The organism is Polaribacter sp. PL03 (genome assembly GCF_033875165.1).
Lineage (GTDB): Bacteria > Bacteroidota > Bacteroidia > Flavobacteriales > Flavobacteriaceae > Polaribacter.
Genome location: NZ_JAWZSV010000001.1, coordinates 695,940 through 715,856, shown reverse-complemented (window position 1 = coordinate 715,856; position 19,917 = coordinate 695,940). Strand labels below are relative to the sequence as shown.

Below are 19,917 nucleotides of genomic sequence, written 5' to 3'. Positions count from 1 at the left end.
AAATTAAAGGAATAAAAAACCACCATTTAACGCAAATACAATTAAAGTTAACGCTATAGAAAACTAGATAAAATAAGAAGTAATTTCTTTAAAAAAAGACAAAAAAATAAGGTAGATTTTAAAACCTACCTTATAAATAACAACTTAACTAAACACTATTTCTTTTCTAACATTTTATCTAACTTCTTAATCTCTTCATTATATTCTTCAATAGCAGCATCTATTTTTCCTTTTTTAAATTCTTCATTAAACTCTTCGATTGCTTCTTCATGAATCTTTGTATATTCTGCAACTGTTTCATCTAATTCTTCACGTAAATCATCAAACTTTTCAGACAGTTCTTCTAAATTTTCTTTTCTCTCGTTTTCAGATGCTTTTGAATCTTCAATTAACTCTAAATATTCTTTTTGAACATCTGCAACATCTTCCATTACTTCTTCTGTCTTTAACCAAGCAGGAATTGAATTTCCTAAATTAGCCATTCTAAAGTTCATGCTTTTTATACGTTGGTTTGTTGTTAAAAATTTAGACTTTCTCATTGCTGCTAATTCAGAATTAACAACCGTAAAATCTGCCCAATCATCAAAACCAACAACACCTTTTGCGTCTAAGTTGTACACAATTGCTGTACCATCTTTCATTTTATAAGTTCGGGTTTTTATTTCCTCTTGCATATTAGAAGCTTTATTTCCCATATCCTCTTTTATCTCTATAACTTCTTTTTTAATTTCTGTTATGTCCTTTTTTCCTTTATCACAAGAGACCAACATAAAACTAGAAACGGTTAATGCAGTTGCAAATAATTTAATCGAATTCATTTTTATACTTTTCATAATATCGTTTTTTAGTTCGATACAAAACTAAATTATAAAGAAACCTCTGTTTAACGCAAACAAAACTTATTTTAACTCTTTTAAAGAGTTCTCATTCTAAACAGACTTTGTATCTTTTTTATTGATAAACTAACTATCTTTGACACTTATTCTTAATTATTTTGAAACACTTCCAACATTTTAAAACTACTATTTCTAAAATAGAACTTCCAGAGAAATTTACGTTTCCGTTTTATTATGAACCGCATCTTTTAGCAAAAATTGCTACTAAAGAATTACAAGAATATTTAGAAAATCAAACCGATTTTAAACATAATTTTGGTTTAGAAAACACTTCTAATGAACTTGCAGTTGGAAAAATGTTTGGCGTTTTAGTAGTAAAAAACAATAAAAATGAAATAGGTTATCTAAATGCTTTTTCTGGAAAGTTAGCAGATAAAAGTTTACCAGAAAAATTTGTTCCACCAGTTTTTAACATGAGAACAGAAGGTAGTTTTTATATAAAAGGAGAACTAGAAATTGATGCAATTAATGCACAATTAGGAAACCTTAAAAAGGATGAAAATTATTTAAATTTAAAGAAATTAGTACATAAAACTACTAAAGAAATTGAAGATGATTTGGCTTTTCAAAGAAAAAGAATGAAACTTTTTAAAAATGATAGAAAAGCTCAAAAGAGAAATGCCACTTCAATTTTAAACGAACTAGAATTTAAAGAACTGATAAAAAAACTAACGCAAGAAAGTTATAACAATCAGTTTTTTATGAAAGAACTACAAGAATACTATCAAACTAAAATTGCAAAAATTAGTAAAGAGTTTATTATTATTGAAGCTAAAATTGCTTCACTTAAAAAAGAACGAAGAGAAAAATCTAACTATTTACAACAAACATTATTTAGTAAATATGCTTTTTTAAATCCTAAAAAAGAATTGAAAAACTTGTTAGATATTTTTAATAATCCTGCGATTAAGCCTCCTGCAGGTTCTGGCGAATGTTCTGCTCCTAAACTTTTACAATATGCTTTTGCAAACGATTTAACACCAATTACAATGGCAGAATTTTGGTGGGGCATTTCACCAAACTCTTCAGTTAGACAACACAAAAACTATTACCCTGCTTGCCAAGGTAGATGTAAACCTATTCTAACACATATGTTAAATGGTGTAGAAATGGATGATAATTTATTGTTAGAAAATTTAGCAGAAAAACAAGAACTAAAAATAATTTATGAGGATGATGTTTTAATTGTTGTTAACAAACCTGCAGAATTTTTATCTGTTCCTGGTAAAGACATTAAAGATTCTGTGTATGCTAGAATTAAAGATAAATACCCAAATGCAACAGGTCCTTTAATTGTACATAGATTAGACATGTCTACTTCTGGTATTTTACTTCTTACTAAAACCAAAGAAGCAAATAAAATTTTACAGAGTCAGTTTATAGATAGAACAATTAAAAAACGCTACGTTGCTTTATTAAATGGAAATTTAGTAGAAAACAATGGTAAAATAAAATTGCCTTTACGTGTAGATTTAGATGACAGACCAAAACAATTGGTAGATTTTACTTATGGAAAACCCGCTGAAACAGATTGGGAAATAATTAATAGAGAAAACGGAAAAACACGTGTTTATTTTTATCCTATTACTGGTAGAACTCACCAATTAAGAGTACATGCTGCTCATAAAAACGGACTAAACACACCAATTGTTGGTGATGATTTATATGGTAAAAAAGAAAATAGACTGCATTTACATGCGCAATTTATTGAGCTATATCATCCTTCAACAAATAAAAGAATAAGTTTTACTGTTGAGCCTGAGTTTTAAACTGAAGTTTCTTTTAAATTCTCTATAAATTCTTCTACCGAAAGTGCATCATTAACAGAAAAATTACCAATTTTAGTTCTTCTTAAAGCTGTTAAATGTGCTCCAGAGTTTAATGCTAATCCATAATCGAAAGCAATAGAACGAATGTAAGTTCCTTTACTACAAACTATTCTAAACGCTACTTCTGGTAAATTTATCTTTGTAATTTCGAATGTAGAGACTGTTACTGTTCTTGCTTTAATTTCTGTAGTTTCACCTTTTCTAGCCAATTCATACAAACGTTTACCGTCTTTTTTAATCGCAGAAAAAATAGGTGGCTTTTGTTGAATTTCACCTGTAAATTGTTTGGTAGTTTCGTGTAATAATTCTTCTGTAATATGCTCTGTAGGAAACGTATTATCGATTTCTGTTTCTAGATCATAACTTGGTGTTGTACCACCAACAGTAAAAGTACCAGTATATTCTTTAATTTGCCCTTGGTAGGTATCTATTTGCTTTGTCTGTTTACCAGTGCAAAGAATTAATAAACCCGTTGCTAATGGATCTAAAGTACCTGCATGACCAACTTTTATTTTCTTAATATTAAAACGCTGTCTTATTTCCCAACGTAATTTATTTACTACTTGAAAAGAAGTCCAAGTAAGTGGTTTGTCAATCAATAAAACTTGACCGTTTTTATAATCTTCTTCAGTCATTTAACCTGAATTTATAATAAAGTTAATTTAAAAGAGCGTACCCAATTGCAATACTTCCTACAGCTGCACAGTATATTGAAAAGTAAGATAGTTTACTTTTCTTCACTAAAGAAATCATCCATTTACAAGCTATTAAACCTGCTAAAAAAGCAGCAATAAAACCTGCTGCAATAGGAATCATTTCAGATGATTGAAAGCTTAAATCTCCACTTAAAACATCTTTACCAATTTTTCCGAAAATTAATGGTACAACCATTAAAAAAGAAAATTTTGCTGCTCTTGTTCTATCGATTCCTAATAATACGGATGTAGAAATTGTTGCACCAGATCTAGAAATACCAGGTAACATTGCAATTGCTTGCGAAATACCAATTAAAACGGCATTAGAAAATGAAACTTCTTTCTTGGTATTTTTTGCTCTATCTGCTAATAATAACAACAAAGCTGTTAATAATAACATACAACCTACTAGTAAGATTTTACCTCCAAAAAAAGATTCTAACTCTTCTTCAAAAAGTAAACCTACAGCTACTGCAGGAATCATAGATATAATAATTTTTAAAGAAAATTTAAACTCATCATTCCATTTAAATTGAAGCAACCCTTTAAAAATTTCTAAAATTTCTTTTCTAAAAATAACAATTGTACTTAATGCAGTTGCAAAATGTAAAACAACTGTAAAAGTTAAACTTTCTTCTGGCACAGACGTGTCTCCTAAAATTGCTTTCGCTAACTCTAAATGCCCACTAGAAGAAACTGGTAAAAACTCTGTTAAACCTTGAATTATTCCAAGGATTATCGCTTCTAAAATATCCATATTTATTTTTTAGGATTTAATAAAATTGCATAAATTTCTATTGCAAGACCAATAATTACTAAAGTTGGTGCTAAACGAATTCTTTGCCAATTGTAAATTTCTTCGTTAAAAACTTCAGGATTATCACTTCCTCCACCAGACATAAAAGTAAAACCTAGTGCTATTACAACAATTCCTACCACCATAAAGATGTAGTTCTTCTTTCCAAAAATAAATGCTGGTTTTTGAATTTTTTCGTCTTTCATATTTTAATAATAAAGTTCGTCTGTTCGTAAATTTAAAAAACGTTGAGTTGCAAAAAATGTACTTAACCAAGTAATTATAAAAGCAGATATTAAAACACCACCAACTAAATAACTTAAAGAAACGTAATCTTTTAACAAACCTAAACTAGGTGCAAAACTATCTAAATAATAAATTACCACACCTAAACCTATTAATGCTACAAGCGCACCAATAATACCTAATTTTATACCTTGCCAAATAAAAGGTCTTCTAATAAAACCTTTTGTTGCGCCTACCATTTGCATGGTTTTAATATTAAATCTTTTCGAATAGATAGATAGTCTAATAGAACTATTAATTAAAATAATTGCAACTAAACTAAAAAAACCACTTAATACTAATAACCAAAAACTAATTCTTTTAAGGTTTTTTGTTAGTAGATTTATTAAAGGCTTATCATAAGAAACATCTGCAACAAATACATTTTTAAGAAAACGAGTTTCTAATTCTTCCATTTTTTCTGGAGTTACAAAATCTGCTTTTAAGAAAATATCTATTCCGTTTTTTAAAGGATTTTCACCTAAGAATTTCATAAAATCTTCGCCAATTTCTTTACTATATTGCTTTGCTGCCTGAGCCTTAGAAGTATAAACAATTCTTTTTGTAAAGTCTTCTTTTGCAATAGAAGCTTTAAAACCATCTATTTGTTTTTTACTTACCTTATCCTTTAAAAATAAAGTAATAGCTACTTTTTCTTTTACTCTGTTAGAAACTAAAGTAGATTTTAAAAGTACCAAACCCAAAATACCAACCATAAACAAAACCAAAGCAATACTAATTACAACAGATATGTAAGAAGATGCTAAGCGTCTTTTTTGATAAGATTCAAATTTTGAAGGCATTTATAATAGCTTTTTAAAACGCTGGCAAGATAATAATTAGTAAGCAGTTGACAGTAACTGTTAGCAGTATTTTAACTTTTATAGTTTTTACTACAGATTTTCTTCTTCTATTTCTTGACAAAGCTCTATTAAAACGCCATTTGTAGTTTTTGGATGTAAGAAAGCAACCAACTTATTATCTGCACCTTTCTTAGGAGTTTCATTTAAAACAACAAAACCTTCTTTCTTTAGTCGTTCTATTTCTGCTTTAATGTCTAATACGGCAAATGCAATATGATGAATTCCTTCTCCTTTTTTTGCAATAAACTTAGCAATTGGACTTTCTAAGTTTGTCGCTTGAAGTAATTCTATTTTATTTGGGCCATTTTTAAAGAAAGATGTTTTTACACCTTCAGACAATACTTCTTCTTCTTTATAATGTTCTTCTCCAAATAATGAAGCAAACAATTTATTTGATACTTCTAAATCTTTTACAGCAATACCAATGTGTTCTATTTTTTCCATGAAGTACAATTAATTACTTTGCAATAATAGTAATATTATCTAACTCATACGTTCCATCTAAACCAACATTACCATTTCCTGTGTATTTAAATGCAATAAATGCTGTACCAGAATAGTTAGACAAATTTACATACGTAGAATGTATCCAGTTTTTAAATCCTTCACCATCTGCAACTATTTTTGCGGGTAAAACAGACCAAGTTGCAGAAATAACACCTGCTTCTACTCCATTCCAATCTGTAGAAATTAAAACTTCTAAGTTACTTCCGTTTGCAAAACTATTAGATGTTTCAAAAGACAAAAACTCTTCTGTAGTTGCATCTAAATTAATACCTTTTGTAATTAACCAAGTAATGGTACTTGCGTCTCCAGAATTAGAAGAACCAATTCTTGCCGCTTTACTTTGCGAATAAGTATCTGTGTAAGACCTCCAAGACTTTGTACCTTCTTGCCTATAATTTAGCCAATCTGCAACTTTTATTTCACCAGAAGAAGTATCAAAATTTTCTTCCAATAAAATTGTTTTAAAATCAGTTTCAGTTTGGGTTGTACATCTATCACCAGACATTACAACATCTTCTGTAGAATTTAAAACCAAGACTAAAAAATTACCATTATAATCTTTAGAAACTACAGCATTTATGGTTCCGCCGCCAACTGGTAATGCTTCATTGGCAAAACTAGCAAATGAACTTGTTTCTACTAATAAATCTGCATATCCTACTGTTTGGCAGGTTTGTATTTTACGTTGAGTATCAAAATCTTCTGTAGGATCTACATATGCTTTTCCAGATAAATTAGCAGGAAAAAGAACGTTGGTTACTGTTATAAATGTACCAATATCCGATGCATTTAAACCTGCTAAAGAAACTAATTTAGGTACAATTGTTTCTGTTTTTTCTGAACGATAAAAATGTGCATCTATCTGTTTAGAAGAAACATTCTGTATTTCTTTTTCATCTGTTGCACTAACTTTTCCTCCAATAGTAATTACTCCGTCACCAGAATTAATTTCTCCAATATACAATCCTTTTAAACGAATATAAACCTCTCGTCCGTAATTAAATTTGTTATAACTATTATTTAAATTAATTGTAATTTTAATTCCGGCTGTAGGATTTTCTGGAGCATCTTGCATGTAAAATTCTCTAAAATAATTTCCTTTTGCATCCGAAGAAATTACATAACCTTTTACAATAATATTAGAAACTATTTTTGTGGGTGTAGTCCCAGAATTATATAATTTTTTTAGATCTTTTATAGACTTTAATTCTAATTGATTATTTTGAATACTGTCTAAAATTGCTGCTAATTTTTCATTCTCTTCGACACCTAAATTCTCTGGAACCGTAAAATCATTATCTTCTACACAAGCAGTAAAAAACACACTTATAACAAGAATTAATACTAAAATTATTTTTTTATTTCTTTTCATATCAACTAATTTATTTTTAGAAACTTACACCTAAATTTATAAAGTAAGTAGTACCTCTACCATACCAATACTTGTTACCAAATACAGGTTTCTCTAACGATTTATCTGCTCTTAATTCATTATAATTTGCATTTCTTCCTTGTTCAAATCCACCAGATTTATACGCTGTATTTAATAAATTATTTACTGTTGCAAAAACACTAATATAATAACCCTCTATTTTCCAAGATTTACCTCCAACAAGGTTTACTACTTTATAAGAATCAAATTTTTCTTGCTGTAAAAGTTTTCTTGCAATCTCTAAGTTATAATTAGGAAAAGTTAAACCATCTAAATCTGTGTAAAAATTACTAGACCTTGTTAAAGGAGCAATATCTACATACGTATTACTAAAGAAATTCATTGTAGCACCAACCCACCAATAATCTGGATCTCGATATTCGAAACCAACAGAATAAGCACTATGTGGTCCTGCAGAAATTTTATAGTTTTTTAAGTTTGATATGTAGTTTCCAGAACGACCATTTTCATCAAAAATACCCTCATTTGTTACATCTGAAGTAAGATATAAATCTGGATTATTAGCATACGTAAAACGACCAATAGAAGCTGCTCCCTTTAGTTTTATAGTTGCTGTAACTTGCGCCTCTAAACCTAGTTCTAAACCTATTTGTTGTTTTTTAATTCCCGATAAGATTTCCTGAACAAAAGCAGTATTATCACCTCCTATTCCATCTCCAAAATAAAATGAAATTTCTGTTGCATCTTTTATCGAAGTATAATAAGCTGTTACTCTAGATGTTATTACAGGGCTTCTTCGAATGTAACTTAAATCTGCCGAAAATATTTTTTCGCTCTGTAAATCTTCTACTATATTATTATTTTCTCTCGAGTTAGAAAAAGAGTTTCGAATTGTTGGAGCTTGTGTTAAATACCCAACATTTACATCTATTAAATTACGACCATTAATTTTATAAGTTCCACCAGCTTTTACACCATAATTTGTAAAACTTACAACTTCTGAAGCACCTAAAGATGTGTTTTCAAATCGCCCATTTTTATACAAACCCTCTCGCTGATTCTGTATTTGAGAAACATTTGCTGCTGCATAAAAATCTATTTTATTATATTTAAACTGCGCTTGTAAAAAGGCATTTAGCAAATCTGAATTTAAATTAAAATTATACTTAAACCTGTCTCCAGCACCAACTACTCGATTTGTATTTAATAAATCGTTTTGCATTTGTGCTTCTGTATCTGCAAAATTATTAATATCTAAATAACTTGCTCCTCCTAATAAATCTATCACTTCGGCAAAATTCTGAGAACGCAAACGTTTGTATTCTAACTTCGCATTAATAGTAATATTCTTATTTATTTCTGAATTATAAATAGAGTTTATAGTAATTTGCTTGTCGTCGTTTCTATCTTCATACAAAACATAGGCATTATTTAAACCAGAGTTTGCAGTTGTATTATTGGCATCAAAAATACGTACCCAATCTAACTGACCTTTATTTACAAATTTATCTTGTGCTGTATATGCACCAGATAAATTATTATTTCTTAAAAAATAACTTGGTAATGTTTGGTAATACGTAGGACTAGGATTTGAACCTCCATTAAAATCTAAACGACTGTTCCCTATTTTTCCAAATTGATAAGAAGCGTTTGTTTGTATCGTAGACCTTTTAGAAATGGACCAATAATGACTTAACATTAAAATAGGCTCAACAACTTCTTTAATTCTTGAGTTTAATTTTTTATTATTTAGATTGCCCCAATATTCATTGTATTTAATTCCTTTTAAATCGAAAACTTCTTGTGTATTGGGCGAAGATTTACCTCTTCTATTTGGTGTAAAAATTCCTGTAAAATTAATACTATGCTTAGTATTCAGCTTCTTTTCTACAGATGTAAATACAGAATATGCATTGTATGAAGTACCTTCGTTAAAACCTTCTTTACCTACTCTCTTGCTTCCCGAAAAAGTAAAAGCCCAACCTTTCTTAGAAGCACCAGTGCTATGAGTTGCCATAACTCTATGCACGTAACTTCTGTTAGAAGAAGAATAAGTTATTCTTGTACCAGGTCTTTGTAATGATGCTCTGGTATTCATATTTGTAGATCCTAAAATTCCGCCAAAAGTAAAATTAGAAGGTGCTAAACCGTTGCTAAACTCCTGATTTCTTAAAACATCATTCAATCCACCCCAATTACTCCATTGCGCTCTACCATCGTAGACTTTATTCATTTCAATTCCGTTTATTAAAACCTTACCGTTTCCAGAGTCTAACCCTTTTATTCTAAAAAAAGAAGAACTAAACTCAAAAGCAGCAGTTCTTAAGAAAATATCTTTAGACGCTTGTAAAAGACCAGAAATATTGTCTGCAGCACTTGTATCATTACTCAACTCATCATCTGTAATTGTAATAACACTTAAATCTAAAACTTCTGTTATGTCTTTGTATAACAAAATAGTTCCTAAATCTACAGTATTACCAATAAGTTCAACAGGAAAATTCTGGCTTTCAAAACCAGTAAATTTAATTTGTAAAAGGTACTTTCCGTTAGCAAGGTTTTCAATTTTAAAAACTCCATCAATATTCGTTTTAGAAGTATTAATTTTATTTTTAAAGCTTATAGTTACGTTAAGTAATGGGTTCTCAAAATTGCTATCTCTAACAATTCCTGTTATAGTATTTTGAGAATAATTTGTTGCATAGCACAACAAAGACACAACTATTATTACAATAGCTTTATTCATAAGTATTTCTTTTTCAGTTTTCTAGCGCAATAAATTTAGTCTTTTTTTATTTAAAAAGGTTTGTGAATTTTAAATTTTATTTTTAAAGATGTATTTTCTTCTGTAAGTTTGTCTTAAAAAATGCATAGAAAATGAAGAAGAAAATCTATTTAATATTGCTCTTATTGTTTAGTATCAGTATTTCATTTTCTCAAAAAAGCGAAAAGAAATATACTATAAGAACCATTGCTTTTTACAATTTAGAAAACTTATTCGACACCATAAATGATACTTCTATTAACGATGAAGCTAGCCCAATGATGGAACTAAAATCGAATAGATCTAAGGTTTATTGGGACAAGATCGACAAATTAGCAAGTACCATTGCACAGATAGGTTTAGAGAAAACAAAAACTAGTCCTGCAATAATTGGTGTTTCTGAAGTAGAGAATCTAAGTGTTTTAGAAGACTTGGTAAAATCGAAACATTTAATTGAGAAAAATTACGGTATAGTGCACTACGATTCTCCTGATAAAAGAGGGATTGATGTTGCCTTTTTGTATCAGAAAAGATATTTTAAACCTGTTTATCACGAAGTTTTTAATCCTAATATTTACAGAAACAACAGAAAAGTATTTACTAGAGATCAATTATTAGTGTCTGGTTATTTAGACGATGAATTAATTCATATAATTGTAAATCATTGGCCTTCTAGAAGTGGCGGTGAAGCAAAAAGTAGGCCTTTACGAGAAAAAGCAGCATATCAAAATTTAAAAATTATTGAAAAGATTAGAGATAAAAATGAACATGCTAAAATCTTAACAATGGGAGATTTTAATGATGACCCTATAAATTCTAGTTTCAAGAAAATTTTAAAAACGAAAAGAAAAAAGAAAAATGTTAATGAAAATGATATTTACAATCCGTATGAAAACTTACACAGAAGAGGCTTTAATACATTAGTGTATAGAGATAATTTAAACCTTTTCGATATGATTCTAATTTCATCTTCTTTGTTAGATAAAGGTAAAAAAGAATACGCTACTTATAAAATGTACAAAGCAATGATTTTTAATAAGCGTTTTTTAAGTGATAAAAAAGGGAAGTATAAAGGGTATCCTTTTAGAAGTTTTTCTAACGGTGCTTATACCGGTGGCTACTCAGACCACTACCCTGTTTATATGTATTTAATTAAAGAGAAGAATTAGATTTCAACTAGATCTAAAATAGAAAAACCCGAAACTTTAGAAGTTTCGGGTTTTTTTGATAATAAATTATTGCCTTTTACAATTATAAAATTAATCTCTTGGAGACTTAAATCTATAATGCAAGTATGTGTAAGCATCTCTAGGTATAATAGTAATCCACTTTTTGTGTTTTAAATACCATTTAAAACGAATAGAGTTTACGCCTTTTAATAAATAAGCAGCAATAAAAGGATGCAAGTGTAATTGTATCTTTTTATTTTTTGGATTAGAAATAAATTTTTCTAAATCTGCCTCAATTTTGTCTAATAAGACAATTGGCGCTTCTACATCTCCATTTTTGTTTGGGTTAGCTTCGGTAGTTTTTATACTTAACTCTGGTCTAACCCTTTGTCTTGTAATTTGAACCAAACCAAACTTACTTGGAGGTAATATTTTGTGTTTTGTTCTGTCTAAAGCCATTTGCTCTTTCAGATGCTGAAACAGTTTATTTCTGTTTTCAACTTTATGCATATCGATAAAATCTACAACTATAATTCCTCCCATATCACGCAATTGTAATTGACGTGCTACTTCGGTTGCTGAAATTAGATTTACTTCTAATGCGGTATCTTCTTGAGAACCTGCTTTATTAGAACGGTTTCCGCTATTTACATCAATAACGTGCAAAGCCTCTGTGTGTTCTATTACTAGATACGCACCTTTGCTCATAGAAACTGTTTTACCAAACGATGTTTTTATTTGTCTTTCGATTCCGTATTTTTCAAAAATAGGAATTTCAGATCTATGTAACTTTACTATTTTTTCCTTTTCAGGATAAATTTCTTGTAAATACTCTTTAATTTCTTCTTGAAGAGTTTCATCATTTGTTACAATACTTGTAAAACTTTCATTCATAACATCTCTTAAAATAGAAGATGCTCTGTTTAATTCGCTCAAAATTTTTGTTGGAGTATTTGTATTTGCAATGCTTTTACACATTTTTTTCCAACGTTCTAATGAGTTTTGCAAATCTTTATCTAGTTCTGCTACCTTTTTTCCTTCGGCAACAGTTCTAAGAATAACGCCAAAACCTTTTGGTTTTATGCTTTTTGCTAGTCTTTTTAATCGTTCTTTTTCTTTTGGGTCTTCAATCTTTTGAGAAACTGAAACTCTGTTCGAAAAAGGAACTAATACCAAGAATCTACCTGCTATAGAAAGCTCAGAACTTAATCTTGGTCCTTTTGTAGATATTGGTTCTTTTACAATTTGTACTAATAGGTTTTGCCCCGATTTTAGTACACTGTTAACACTACCGTCTTTGTTAATGTCTTCTTCCTTTTGGAAGTTTTTTAAAGTGAATTCTTTATAGTTACCTGTGCTTACTTTCTTAACGAATGAATTTAATGAGTTTACCTGCGCACCTAAATCATGATAATGTAGAAACCCATCTTTTGGGTAACCAACATTTACAAAGGCTGCATTTAAACCTGTTAATACTTTTCCTATTTTGGCTAAAAAAATATCGCCAACAGAAAATTTATTACCAGTTGTTTCATTATTTAATTCTATAAGTTTTCCATCTCTTAATAAGGCAAAATCAATATCAGATGAATTTGAACGAATTATTAATTCTGTTTTCATACTGAATTTGGTTTTAACACTGCACTTTATTGTGCAAATGGATTAATGTTGTCAGGTATTATAAATACCGTGAGAAGATTTACTGCCTTACACAACGAGTAAATCTTCGAATGTCAATGAACTTTTTTGTTTTAATAATTTTTTCGCTATACAATAAACGAAAAAGTAAGCATAAGCTTACTTTTTCTTCTTGTGTCTATTTGCTCTAGCTCTTTTCTTTCTTTTGTGTGTAGAGATTTTTGCTCTCTTTCTTTTTTTACCACTTGGCATAATGTTTCGATTTTTTTAAGTTCGTTAGAACTTAGATTAGTATTGTGTTAATGTTATTTAACAGCTACTTTACTTTTTACCCCTTCGGTAAAAGTTTTTGCTGGTTTAAAAGCCGGAATGTTGTGAGAAGGAATCTTAATAGTCGTATTCTTAGAAATATTTCTACCAGTTTTTTCTGCTCTAGTTTTGATTATGAAACTACCAAAACCTCTTAAATAAACGTTATCGCCATTTTCTAATGCACCTTTAACTTCAGTCATAAACGCTTCCACAGTTGCCAAAACATCTGTTTTTTCTATTCCTGATTTATCTGAAATTTTAGATACGATATCTGCTTTCGTCATGTCTCTATTTTTACTATATTTTTATTAAATTACTTTCAAAAATGCGGATGCAAATATATGATAATTAATCAATTCCAAAAAAATAAAGACTTAATTTTATCTTAATTTTAAAATGTAATATTGCAATTCTATTTTTTATCCATGAAATTTTCTAACACATTAGTATACTGGTATTTACAAAACAACAGAGAGCTTCCCTGGCGCAAAAGTAAGAATCCATATTTTATTTGGCTAAGCGAAATCATGCTACAACAAACAAGAGTTGCGCAAGGTTTGTCTTATTATCTGAAATTTACAAGCACTTTTCCAACAGTTTTCGACCTCGCAAAAGCAGACGAAAGTACCGTTTTAAAAATGTGGCAAGGTCTAGGTTATTATTCGCGTGCAAGAAACCTACATTTTTCTGCAAAACAGATTGCAGAAGAGTTAAATGGCATATTCCCATCAACTTACAACGAAATTATAAAATTGAAAGGAATTGGAGATTATACAGCATCTGCAATTGCATCAATTTGCTTTAACGAACCAACTGCAGTTGTAGATGGTAACGTTTATAGGGTGCTTTCCCGCTACTTTGGTATTCATACAGCAATTAACTCAACTTCTGGTATTAAAGAGTTTAAAGCACTAGCGCAGACTTTAATCGACAAAACACAACCAGGAACCTTTAATCAGGCTATTATGGATTTTGGTGCATTGCATTGCAAACCACAAAATCCGTTATGCGAAACCTGCCCGTTTTCTGATAGTTGCGTCGCTTTAGAAAAAAAACTAACTAAAGAATTACCTGTAAAAGAGAAAAAAATAAAAGTTAGAAAGCGTTATTTTAATTTTCTAGTAATAAAAACAGACAACAACAAAACAATTCTAACGGAAAGAATAGGAAAAGGTATTTGGCAAGGTTTATATCAATTTCCCTTAATTGAAAGCGAAAAAAAGAGCAATCAAAAAGAAATTATTTCTTCAAATGAATTTATAGATCTATTTCCTAATGAAACTTCAATCTCTCTTTTTAACGAAAAAGAAATTGTTCATAAATTATCACATCAACATTTATACACTCAATTTTGGATTGTAGAAACTAAAACACTTAAAAATGCTGATATTCTTTGGAAAGATATTCAAGATTTTCCTGTTCCTATTTTAATTGCAAATTTCTTAGAAGCTTTTCAACCTAAAAAGTAATTGATATTTTTAGTACATTTGATTAGTTAAAAAAAAGAATTATGGCAGCAGGAACAATAAACAAAGTAATACTAATTGGTAATTTAGGTGATGATGTAAAAATGCATTATTTCGATGACAAGAATAGTGTTGGTCGCTTTCCTATTGCAACATCAGAGAGCTACACAAGCAAACAAACAGGAGAAAAAGTAACCAATACAGATTGGCATAATATTGTTGTTAGAAATAAATTAGCAGAAATTTGCGAAAAATATTTATCTAAAGGAGATAAAGTTTATGTAGAAGGAAAGTTAAAAAACAGACAATGGGAACAAGATGGTGTAAAACGTTACTCTACAGAAGTTGTTGTTACAGAAATGACAATGCTTAGTACTAAAAAGAACTCTGAAAACAATGTTGCTCCTACTGCACAACAGAACACACCAATTGCTGCTGCACCAGAAACGGTTGCAACAGAAGAAAATGAAGATTTACCTTTTTAACAATTATAAAATATTAAACATTGGACCCAGATCCCGAACATTTATTTATTCTTTTAGCTTCCTTCGATTTTATTACCGCATTAAACGGAATCGTATTAATTGCATTACTTATTAGTTCTGCTTTAATTTCAGGTTCAGAAATTGCTTTCTTCTCATTAAATCAAACAGATATAAATGAACTTTCTAACAACGGAAAAGAAGAAAATATAGTAGTAACTTTATTAGATAGACCTAGAAAATTATTGGCTACCATTTTAATTACCAATAATTTTATAAATATTTTAATCGTATTGTTATTTGCTTCTTTGGCAGAAGTTTTATTTAGCGATTTCGATCTTACATTAGACTTATACTTTTTTACTCTGCCTGTTCGTTTTGTAATAGAAATAATATTAGTAACCTTTTTAATTCTTTTATTTGGCGAGGTTTTACCTAAAGTATATGCCTCTAGAAATGCATTGCCTTTTGCTAAAAAAATGTCTAAATTTATTCATTCTGTAAATATTATATTAACTCCATTTAGCATGCCTTTAATTGCGATTACAAAATGGGTTGAGAAAAAATTTGGAAGCAAAGCAACCAACTTTTCTGTAGAAACTTTGTCTCAGGCTTTAGAATTAACATCACATGGCGCAACAAGTAAAGACGAACAAAAAATACTACAAGGAATTGTAAACTTCGGAAACACAGAAACTGTGCAAATAATGAAACCTAGAATAGATCTTTTTGCTATTTCAGACACTGAAACTTACGAAGAAGTTCTAGATAAAATTTTAACAAACGGTTATTCTAGAAACCCTGTTTATAAAGAAAACATAGACAATATTGTTGGCGTTTTGTATGCAAAAGATTTACTTGCTCACCTAGACAAGAAATCTTTTAAATGGCAAAGTTTATTAAGAGAAACCTTTTTTGTACCAGAAAATAAAAAATTAGATGATTTATTAGGCGATTTTAGAGCTAAAAAGAATCATTTAGCCATAGTTGTAGATGAATACGGAGGAACAAGCGGCTTGGTAACTCTAGAAGACGTTATCGAAGAAATTGTTGGTGATATAAATGATGAATTTGATGATGATGATTTATTGTACTCTAAAATAGACAACAACAATTATATTTTCGAAGGAAAAACTTCTATAAAAGATTTCTGTAAAGTTTTAGATGATGAAGATGAAGAAATTTTTGAGGAGGAAAAAGGAGAAAGTGAAACATTAGCTGGTTTTATTTTAGAAATCTCTGGAAAATTTCCAAAACGAGGTGAGAAAATAAACTTTAAGAATTATACGTTTACCATAGAAGCGCTAGACAAAAAGCGTATTAAACAAGTAAAAGCAACTAGAAATGCGTAACCTATTTTTATTCTTATTTTTATCAATTTTTATTTCTTGTAAAGAAGACCTATTGCCAAAACCAAAAGCATATTTAAGTTTAAATTATCCGGAAAAGGTTTATGAAAACTTAAAATTTAAAAGACCTTATAGTTTTAAAGTATCGAAAAATGCAACTGTTATTAACGACAAAAATAATTGGTTAACAATTAAATATCCAAAGCTAAAAGCATCTATAGACATTACCTACAGACCTGTAAACAACAACATAAAAGAATTACTTACAGAAGCAGAAAAACTAGTTTTTAAACACACTGCCAAAGCAGAACAAATTATACCAAAAGACTTTGTAAACAAAGAAAAGAGGGTTTTTGGTAGTATTTATGAAATTACTGGTAACGCAGCATCTCACATACAGTTTCATGTTACAGACAGTACAAAAAATTTTATAAAGGGTTCCTTATATTTCTATGCAAAACCAAATTACGATTCTATTTTACCAGCAGTAAATTATGTTAAAGAAGACATTTTACGTTTGGTAGAAACCTTAGAATGGAAAGAGTAATTTTTTTTTAGAAAGTTTCAAAAACCGTTTTTAATTATCTTAAACAATCTCCATTTTCTTCAATAAGAAAGAAGCATTCATATTTTTACAAATCCCACTTTTTAAGGTGTAATCGAAATGTAATTCGTTTTCTATAATTTCGGCATCAAAGTAATAATTTTTAACTGTAGGAAACTCATTTTCTAACTCACACAAACTAACATCATGTGTTGCTATAATTCCTGTAGATTTAGACTTTGTTAATTTTTCTACAAACTTTTTAGAACCAATTGCCTTGTCTTTGCTATTTGTTCCTTTTAAAATTTCATCTAAAATTATAAAATAATCTTTATCTTTAATTTCATCTACAATAAATTTTAAACGTTTTAATTCTGAATAAAAATAAGACTCATCTTCTGTTAAAGAATCTGAAGTTCTCATGCTTGTAATTAGTTTTATTGGCGAATATTTAAACGACTCTGCACAAACAGGCAAACCACAATTTGCCATAACAATAGACAAAGAAATAGTTCTTAAAAATGTACTTTTTCCTGCCATATTAGCTCCTGTAACAATAAAGAACTCTTCTTTTTTAATATTAAAATCATTATCAATTCTCTTATCAACCTTTAATAAAGGATGCCCTAAATTGGTTCCCTCTATTACTTCTTTTTCTAAAGTTATCTCCGGAAAAATAAACTTAGGATGATTAAAATGAAAATTGGCTAATGAATTTTCTGCATCAAAAAAAGCAACCACTTCAAACCATTTAGAAACGGTGTGTTTGTAGTTAGAAATCCATTTTTCTACTTTACAAGCATTGTAAATTTCCGAAAGAAACAAACCATTACCAACAACAGATATTAGAATATTATTTCTTTGATCGAACGTGTCTAAAATTCTAGCAAATTCCTTAAAAATAGTAGATGCTTTTTTATTTTCCGATTTAATAATTTCTTGTTTCTCTTTTAGAATTTCTGAAGTAAAATTTTCGTTTTCAATCTCATCTAACAATTGATGATATTGCCTAAATATACTTCTAACCTTATTTGTTTCTGTATATAAGTTATTGGTGTTTTTTACAAATCTAGCAGTAACAAAAAGGCCAATAAAAAACCAAATTACTATGTAAGTAAAAGCAAGAACATTAAAAGAAACCAAAGCAATTAAAGTTAAAGATATTACAGAGAAACTTATTTGAACTTTCTCCATATATTTAGGTAGAACAGTAACGTAACTCGAAATCCAACTTACAATAGATTTAGAAGTATTCTTAACGGATACCAAACTTGCTAAAGCAGCAAAATGCTGTCTCCAAATAACTTTTTTAGACAACTCTTTTAAAGCATTTTGTTTCTCTAAAATAACAGTTGTTTTATTTTCTGTTAACGAGTTTGCTAAAACAACTTTACCATCGTTAGTTTTAGTTCTATTTATCGATTGAAAAAAAGAACCCTTACCAAATAAATCTATATCATTACTATAAAAATGGGTAGCGTCTGTAAATTCTTCACCTGTTTCTAAGTGATGAAAATCGCGATTTAAAACCCTAATTTCTGTCTGGTTTATCTTAATTTTCTCATCAACAATATTTCTTTTTCTCTTAAGATTGATGTGTTTTGAAACTAAAAAACCAAATAATAAAAGTCCTAAAAACGCAATAATAAAAACATCTGGGTAAGCACCAAAAGTTAAGTATATTAAAAAACATACGCCTAAAAAGACAGCAAATCTAAAAACACTTAGATTAACCGATTTACGTTTTAAAATGGCTGCTTCTTTATCGAGTTCAGCTTTTGTATTTATATAAAAATCTTTAGGATTCTGCATTTAATTATTCTCTATTTTGTATTTAGAAATTCCGCCAACCAAACTAAAAACGTTTAATTCTGGGTATTCTTTTTTCATCATTTTGGTAGCAATGTAACTATTCATACCTCTTTGGCAAACCATAATATATGTTTTATTAAAATTTACAACAATATTCTCTGGTTTAAATTTCTGAATAGGAATTACTTGTTGCACTTTAAAAGGCAACTTTAAATTTGGTAAAACTGCAATTAGCTCTAAATCTTCCTCTTTAAGTCTACTTTTTAATTCTGCCGAAGTAATTAACAAGTCGCTATTTTGAGTTGCACAAATAGCATCAAAATAAGTTTGTGCTTTAAATAATTTCGCTATTTTTTCTTTAAAAAAAGTAGGTTTTAGCTTCATTTTTAATTGTGTGTTTTGAAGTGAATTGTAAATTAATAACTGATTTGTTAAAGGCTTTCCAATACCTGTAATCAATTTTAAAACTTCATTTACTTGTTGTGTCGCAATCATACCAACAATAGAATTTAACGTTCCTGCTTCTTCACAATTAGGTATATCTGTTGCCATTTCTGGAAAAGCATCTCTTAAATTTGCAGAATAACCTCCGTCTTTTTGCAAAACATTAAAAGTAGCTACATAACCATCAAACTTATACAAAGAACCATAAACCAAAGGCTTATTTTTAAGAACACAAGCATCATTTAAAAGGTATTTTGTGGGCAAAGAATCTGTACCATCAACTACAATATCTACATTTTCTATAAGCTTAAAAACATTGTCTTTTGTAACTGGTTTATTCGAAAAAGTAACTTTTGTAAAAGGCGCTCTTTTTTTTATAAATTCTGATAAAACTGCTGCTTTTGGTTGACCTACATCTTCTAAAGAATAAAAAACTTGTCTATGCAAATTCGAAATATCAACCGTATCAAAATCTACCAAACGAATTTTACCAATTCCGCTAGAAGCTAAATATACAGCAATCGGGCTTCCTAAACCACCACAACCAACTACTAAAACAGTAGCATTTTGTAATTTCTGTTGCCCCACTTCTCCAATTTCTTGCAAAGTAGTTTGGCGTTTAAAAAACTGATTTTTTGTTGGTTTCATTTTATATGCTTAACTTTTTCAGTAA

General features: G+C 29.2%; 18 protein-coding genes. 6 read left to right on the top strand and 12 right to left on the bottom strand.

What is annotated here, in order from left to right; all coding sequences use genetic code 11:
- Positions 1-155: 155 nt before the first annotated feature.
- Positions 156-833: a hypothetical protein gene (locus tag SHK09_RS03050; RefSeq protein WP_319809298.1), complete on the bottom strand. Its 678-nt coding sequence runs from the start codon at positions 831-833 to the stop codon at positions 156-158.
- Between the two features lie 161 nt (positions 834-994).
- On the opposite strand from SHK09_RS03050, the gene SHK09_RS03045 reads away from it, so the two are divergent.
- Positions 995-2,665, top strand: coding sequence for an RluA family pseudouridine synthase (locus tag SHK09_RS03045; RefSeq protein WP_319809297.1), 1,671 nt, complete (start codon positions 995-997; stop codon positions 2,663-2,665).
- Here the strand turns inward: SHK09_RS03045 and truB are convergent.
- The 7 genes from truB to SHK09_RS03010 form a co-directional block, all read right to left on the bottom strand.
- On the bottom strand, positions 2,662-3,360 hold the full coding sequence (gene truB / locus SHK09_RS03040) for a tRNA pseudouridine(55) synthase TruB (RefSeq protein ID WP_319809296.1): 699 nt from the start codon (positions 3,358-3,360) through the stop codon (positions 2,662-2,664). The genes SHK09_RS03045 and truB overlap by 4 nt on opposite strands.
- 22 nt (positions 3,361-3,382) lie before the next feature.
- Positions 3,383-4,177, bottom strand: coding sequence for an undecaprenyl-diphosphate phosphatase (locus SHK09_RS03035; protein WP_319809295.1), 795 nt, complete (start codon positions 4,175-4,177; stop codon positions 3,383-3,385).
- 2 nt (positions 4,178-4,179) lie between these two features.
- The gene (locus tag SHK09_RS03030; protein WP_319809294.1) at positions 4,180-4,422 is read right to left on the bottom strand and encodes a DUF3098 domain-containing protein; all 243 of its coding nucleotides are present in this window, start codon (positions 4,420-4,422) and stop codon (positions 4,180-4,182) included.
- Between the two features lie 3 nt (positions 4,423-4,425).
- Positions 4,426-5,304 carry a cell division protein FtsX gene (locus SHK09_RS03025; protein WP_319809293.1) on the bottom strand — a complete coding sequence of 293 codons (879 nt, stop codon included), beginning with the start codon at positions 5,302-5,304 and terminating at the stop codon, positions 4,426-4,428.
- A gap of 90 nt (positions 5,305-5,394) precedes the next feature.
- The gene (mce, locus tag SHK09_RS03020) at positions 5,395-5,808 is read right to left on the bottom strand and encodes a methylmalonyl-CoA epimerase (RefSeq protein ID WP_319809292.1); all 414 of its coding nucleotides are present in this window, start codon (positions 5,806-5,808) and stop codon (positions 5,395-5,397) included.
- 13 nt (positions 5,809-5,821) lie between these two features.
- Positions 5,822-7,243 (bottom strand): DUF5689 domain-containing protein, encoded by a 1,422-nt coding sequence (locus SHK09_RS03015; RefSeq protein ID WP_319809291.1) that lies wholly within the window; start codon positions 7,241-7,243, stop codon positions 5,822-5,824.
- Positions 7,244-7,259: 16 nt separating this feature from the next.
- Positions 7,260-10,010, bottom strand: a complete 2,751-nt coding sequence (locus tag SHK09_RS03010; RefSeq protein ID WP_319809290.1) for a TonB-dependent receptor — start codon at positions 10,008-10,010, stop codon at positions 7,260-7,262.
- A 131-nt stretch (positions 10,011-10,141) separates the two neighbouring features.
- On the opposite strand from SHK09_RS03010, the gene SHK09_RS03005 reads away from it, so the two are divergent.
- Positions 10,142-11,197 carry an endonuclease/exonuclease/phosphatase family protein gene (locus SHK09_RS03005; protein ID WP_319809289.1) on the top strand — a complete coding sequence of 352 codons (1,056 nt, stop codon included), beginning with the start codon at positions 10,142-10,144 and terminating at the stop codon, positions 11,195-11,197.
- A gap of 90 nt (positions 11,198-11,287) precedes the next feature.
- On the opposite strand, the gene SHK09_RS03000 is transcribed toward SHK09_RS03005, so the two are convergent.
- Both SHK09_RS03000 and SHK09_RS02995 read right to left on the bottom strand, forming a co-directional pair.
- Positions 11,288-12,817, bottom strand: coding sequence for an Rne/Rng family ribonuclease (locus tag SHK09_RS03000; protein ID WP_319809288.1), 1,530 nt, complete (start codon positions 12,815-12,817; stop codon positions 11,288-11,290).
- Between the two features lie 323 nt (positions 12,818-13,140).
- Entirely contained in the window at positions 13,141-13,431 is a 291-nt protein-coding gene (locus SHK09_RS02995; protein WP_004569505.1) for an HU family DNA-binding protein, read from the bottom strand.
- 141 nt (positions 13,432-13,572) lie between these two features.
- On the opposite strand from SHK09_RS02995, the gene mutY reads away from it, so the two are divergent.
- From mutY to gldD, 4 genes are read left to right on the top strand one after another with little or no spacing between them, the layout of a single operon-like run.
- The gene (mutY, locus tag SHK09_RS02990; protein ID WP_319809287.1) at positions 13,573-14,616 is read left to right on the top strand and encodes an A/G-specific adenine glycosylase; all 1,044 of its coding nucleotides are present in this window, start codon (positions 13,573-13,575) and stop codon (positions 14,614-14,616) included.
- A gap of 41 nt (positions 14,617-14,657) precedes the next feature.
- A complete protein-coding gene (locus tag SHK09_RS02985; RefSeq protein WP_319809286.1) occupies positions 14,658-15,098 on the top strand; it encodes a single-stranded DNA-binding protein in 441 nt (146 codons plus the stop codon).
- Positions 15,099-15,118: 20 nt separating this feature from the next.
- Positions 15,119-16,447 carry a gliding motility-associated protein GldE gene (gene gldE, locus SHK09_RS02980; RefSeq protein ID WP_319809285.1) on the top strand — a complete coding sequence of 443 codons (1,329 nt, stop codon included), beginning with the start codon at positions 15,119-15,121 and terminating at the stop codon, positions 16,445-16,447.
- The gene (gene gldD / locus SHK09_RS02975; RefSeq protein ID WP_319809284.1) at positions 16,440-16,991 is read left to right on the top strand and encodes a gliding motility lipoprotein GldD; all 552 of its coding nucleotides are present in this window, start codon (positions 16,440-16,442) and stop codon (positions 16,989-16,991) included. Before gldE ends, gldD begins: the two co-directional genes overlap by 8 nt.
- Positions 16,992-17,030: 39 nt before the next feature.
- On the opposite strand, the gene SHK09_RS02970 is transcribed toward gldD, so the two are convergent.
- Both SHK09_RS02970 and SHK09_RS02965 read right to left on the bottom strand, forming a co-directional pair.
- Positions 17,031-18,800, bottom strand: a complete 1,770-nt coding sequence (locus tag SHK09_RS02970) for a MutS-related protein (protein WP_319809283.1) — start codon at positions 18,798-18,800, stop codon at positions 17,031-17,033.
- Positions 18,801-19,892, bottom strand: coding sequence for a HesA/MoeB/ThiF family protein (locus SHK09_RS02965; RefSeq protein ID WP_319809282.1), 1,092 nt, complete (start codon positions 19,890-19,892; stop codon positions 18,801-18,803). It abuts the gene before it with no gap.
- Between the last annotated feature and the right edge of the window lie 25 nt (positions 19,893-19,917).

What these genes read in the sequence shown, in the direction of transcription:
- SHK09_RS02995 (WP_004569505.1), bottom strand. Translation starts at nt 13,431, where the DNA reads ATGACGAAAGCAGATATCGTATCTAAAATTTCAGATAAATCAGGAATA.
- truB (WP_319809296.1), bottom strand. Translation starts at nt 3,360, where the DNA reads ATGACTGAAGAAGATTATAAAAACGGTCAAGTTTTATTGATTGACAAA.
- SHK09_RS02985 (WP_319809286.1), top strand. Translation starts at nt 14,658, where the DNA reads ATGGCAGCAGGAACAATAAACAAAGTAATACTAATTGGTAATTTAGGT.
- mutY (WP_319809287.1), top strand. Translation starts at nt 13,573, where the DNA reads ATGAAATTTTCTAACACATTAGTATACTGGTATTTACAAAACAACAGA.
- SHK09_RS03025 (WP_319809293.1), bottom strand. Translation starts at nt 5,304, where the DNA reads ATGCCTTCAAAATTTGAATCTTATCAAAAAAGACGCTTAGCATCTTCT.
- SHK09_RS03050 (WP_319809298.1), bottom strand. Translation starts at nt 833, where the DNA reads ATGAAAAGTATAAAAATGAATTCGATTAAATTATTTGCAACTGCATTA.
- SHK09_RS03015 (WP_319809291.1), bottom strand. Translation starts at nt 7,243, where the DNA reads ATGAAAAGAAATAAAAAAATAATTTTAGTATTAATTCTTGTTATAAGT.
- mce (WP_319809292.1), bottom strand. Translation starts at nt 5,808, where the DNA reads ATGGAAAAAATAGAACACATTGGTATTGCTGTAAAAGATTTAGAAGTA.
- SHK09_RS02965 (WP_319809282.1), bottom strand. Translation starts at nt 19,892, where the DNA reads ATGAAACCAACAAAAAATCAGTTTTTTAAACGCCAAACTACTTTGCAA.
- SHK09_RS03010 (WP_319809290.1), bottom strand. Translation starts at nt 10,010, where the DNA reads ATGAATAAAGCTATTGTAATAATAGTTGTGTCTTTGTTGTGCTATGCA.
- SHK09_RS03035 (WP_319809295.1), bottom strand. Translation starts at nt 4,177, where the DNA reads ATGGATATTTTAGAAGCGATAATCCTTGGAATAATTCAAGGTTTAACA.
- SHK09_RS02970 (WP_319809283.1), bottom strand. Translation starts at nt 18,800, where the DNA reads ATGCAGAATCCTAAAGATTTTTATATAAATACAAAAGCTGAACTCGAT.
- SHK09_RS03005 (WP_319809289.1), top strand. Translation starts at nt 10,142, where the DNA reads ATGAAGAAGAAAATCTATTTAATATTGCTCTTATTGTTTAGTATCAGT.
- gldD (WP_319809284.1), top strand. Translation starts at nt 16,440, where the DNA reads ATGCGTAACCTATTTTTATTCTTATTTTTATCAATTTTTATTTCTTGT.
- SHK09_RS03000 (WP_319809288.1), bottom strand. Translation starts at nt 12,817, where the DNA reads ATGAAAACAGAATTAATAATTCGTTCAAATTCATCTGATATTGATTTT.
- SHK09_RS03030 (WP_319809294.1), bottom strand. Translation starts at nt 4,422, where the DNA reads ATGAAAGACGAAAAAATTCAAAAACCAGCATTTATTTTTGGAAAGAAG.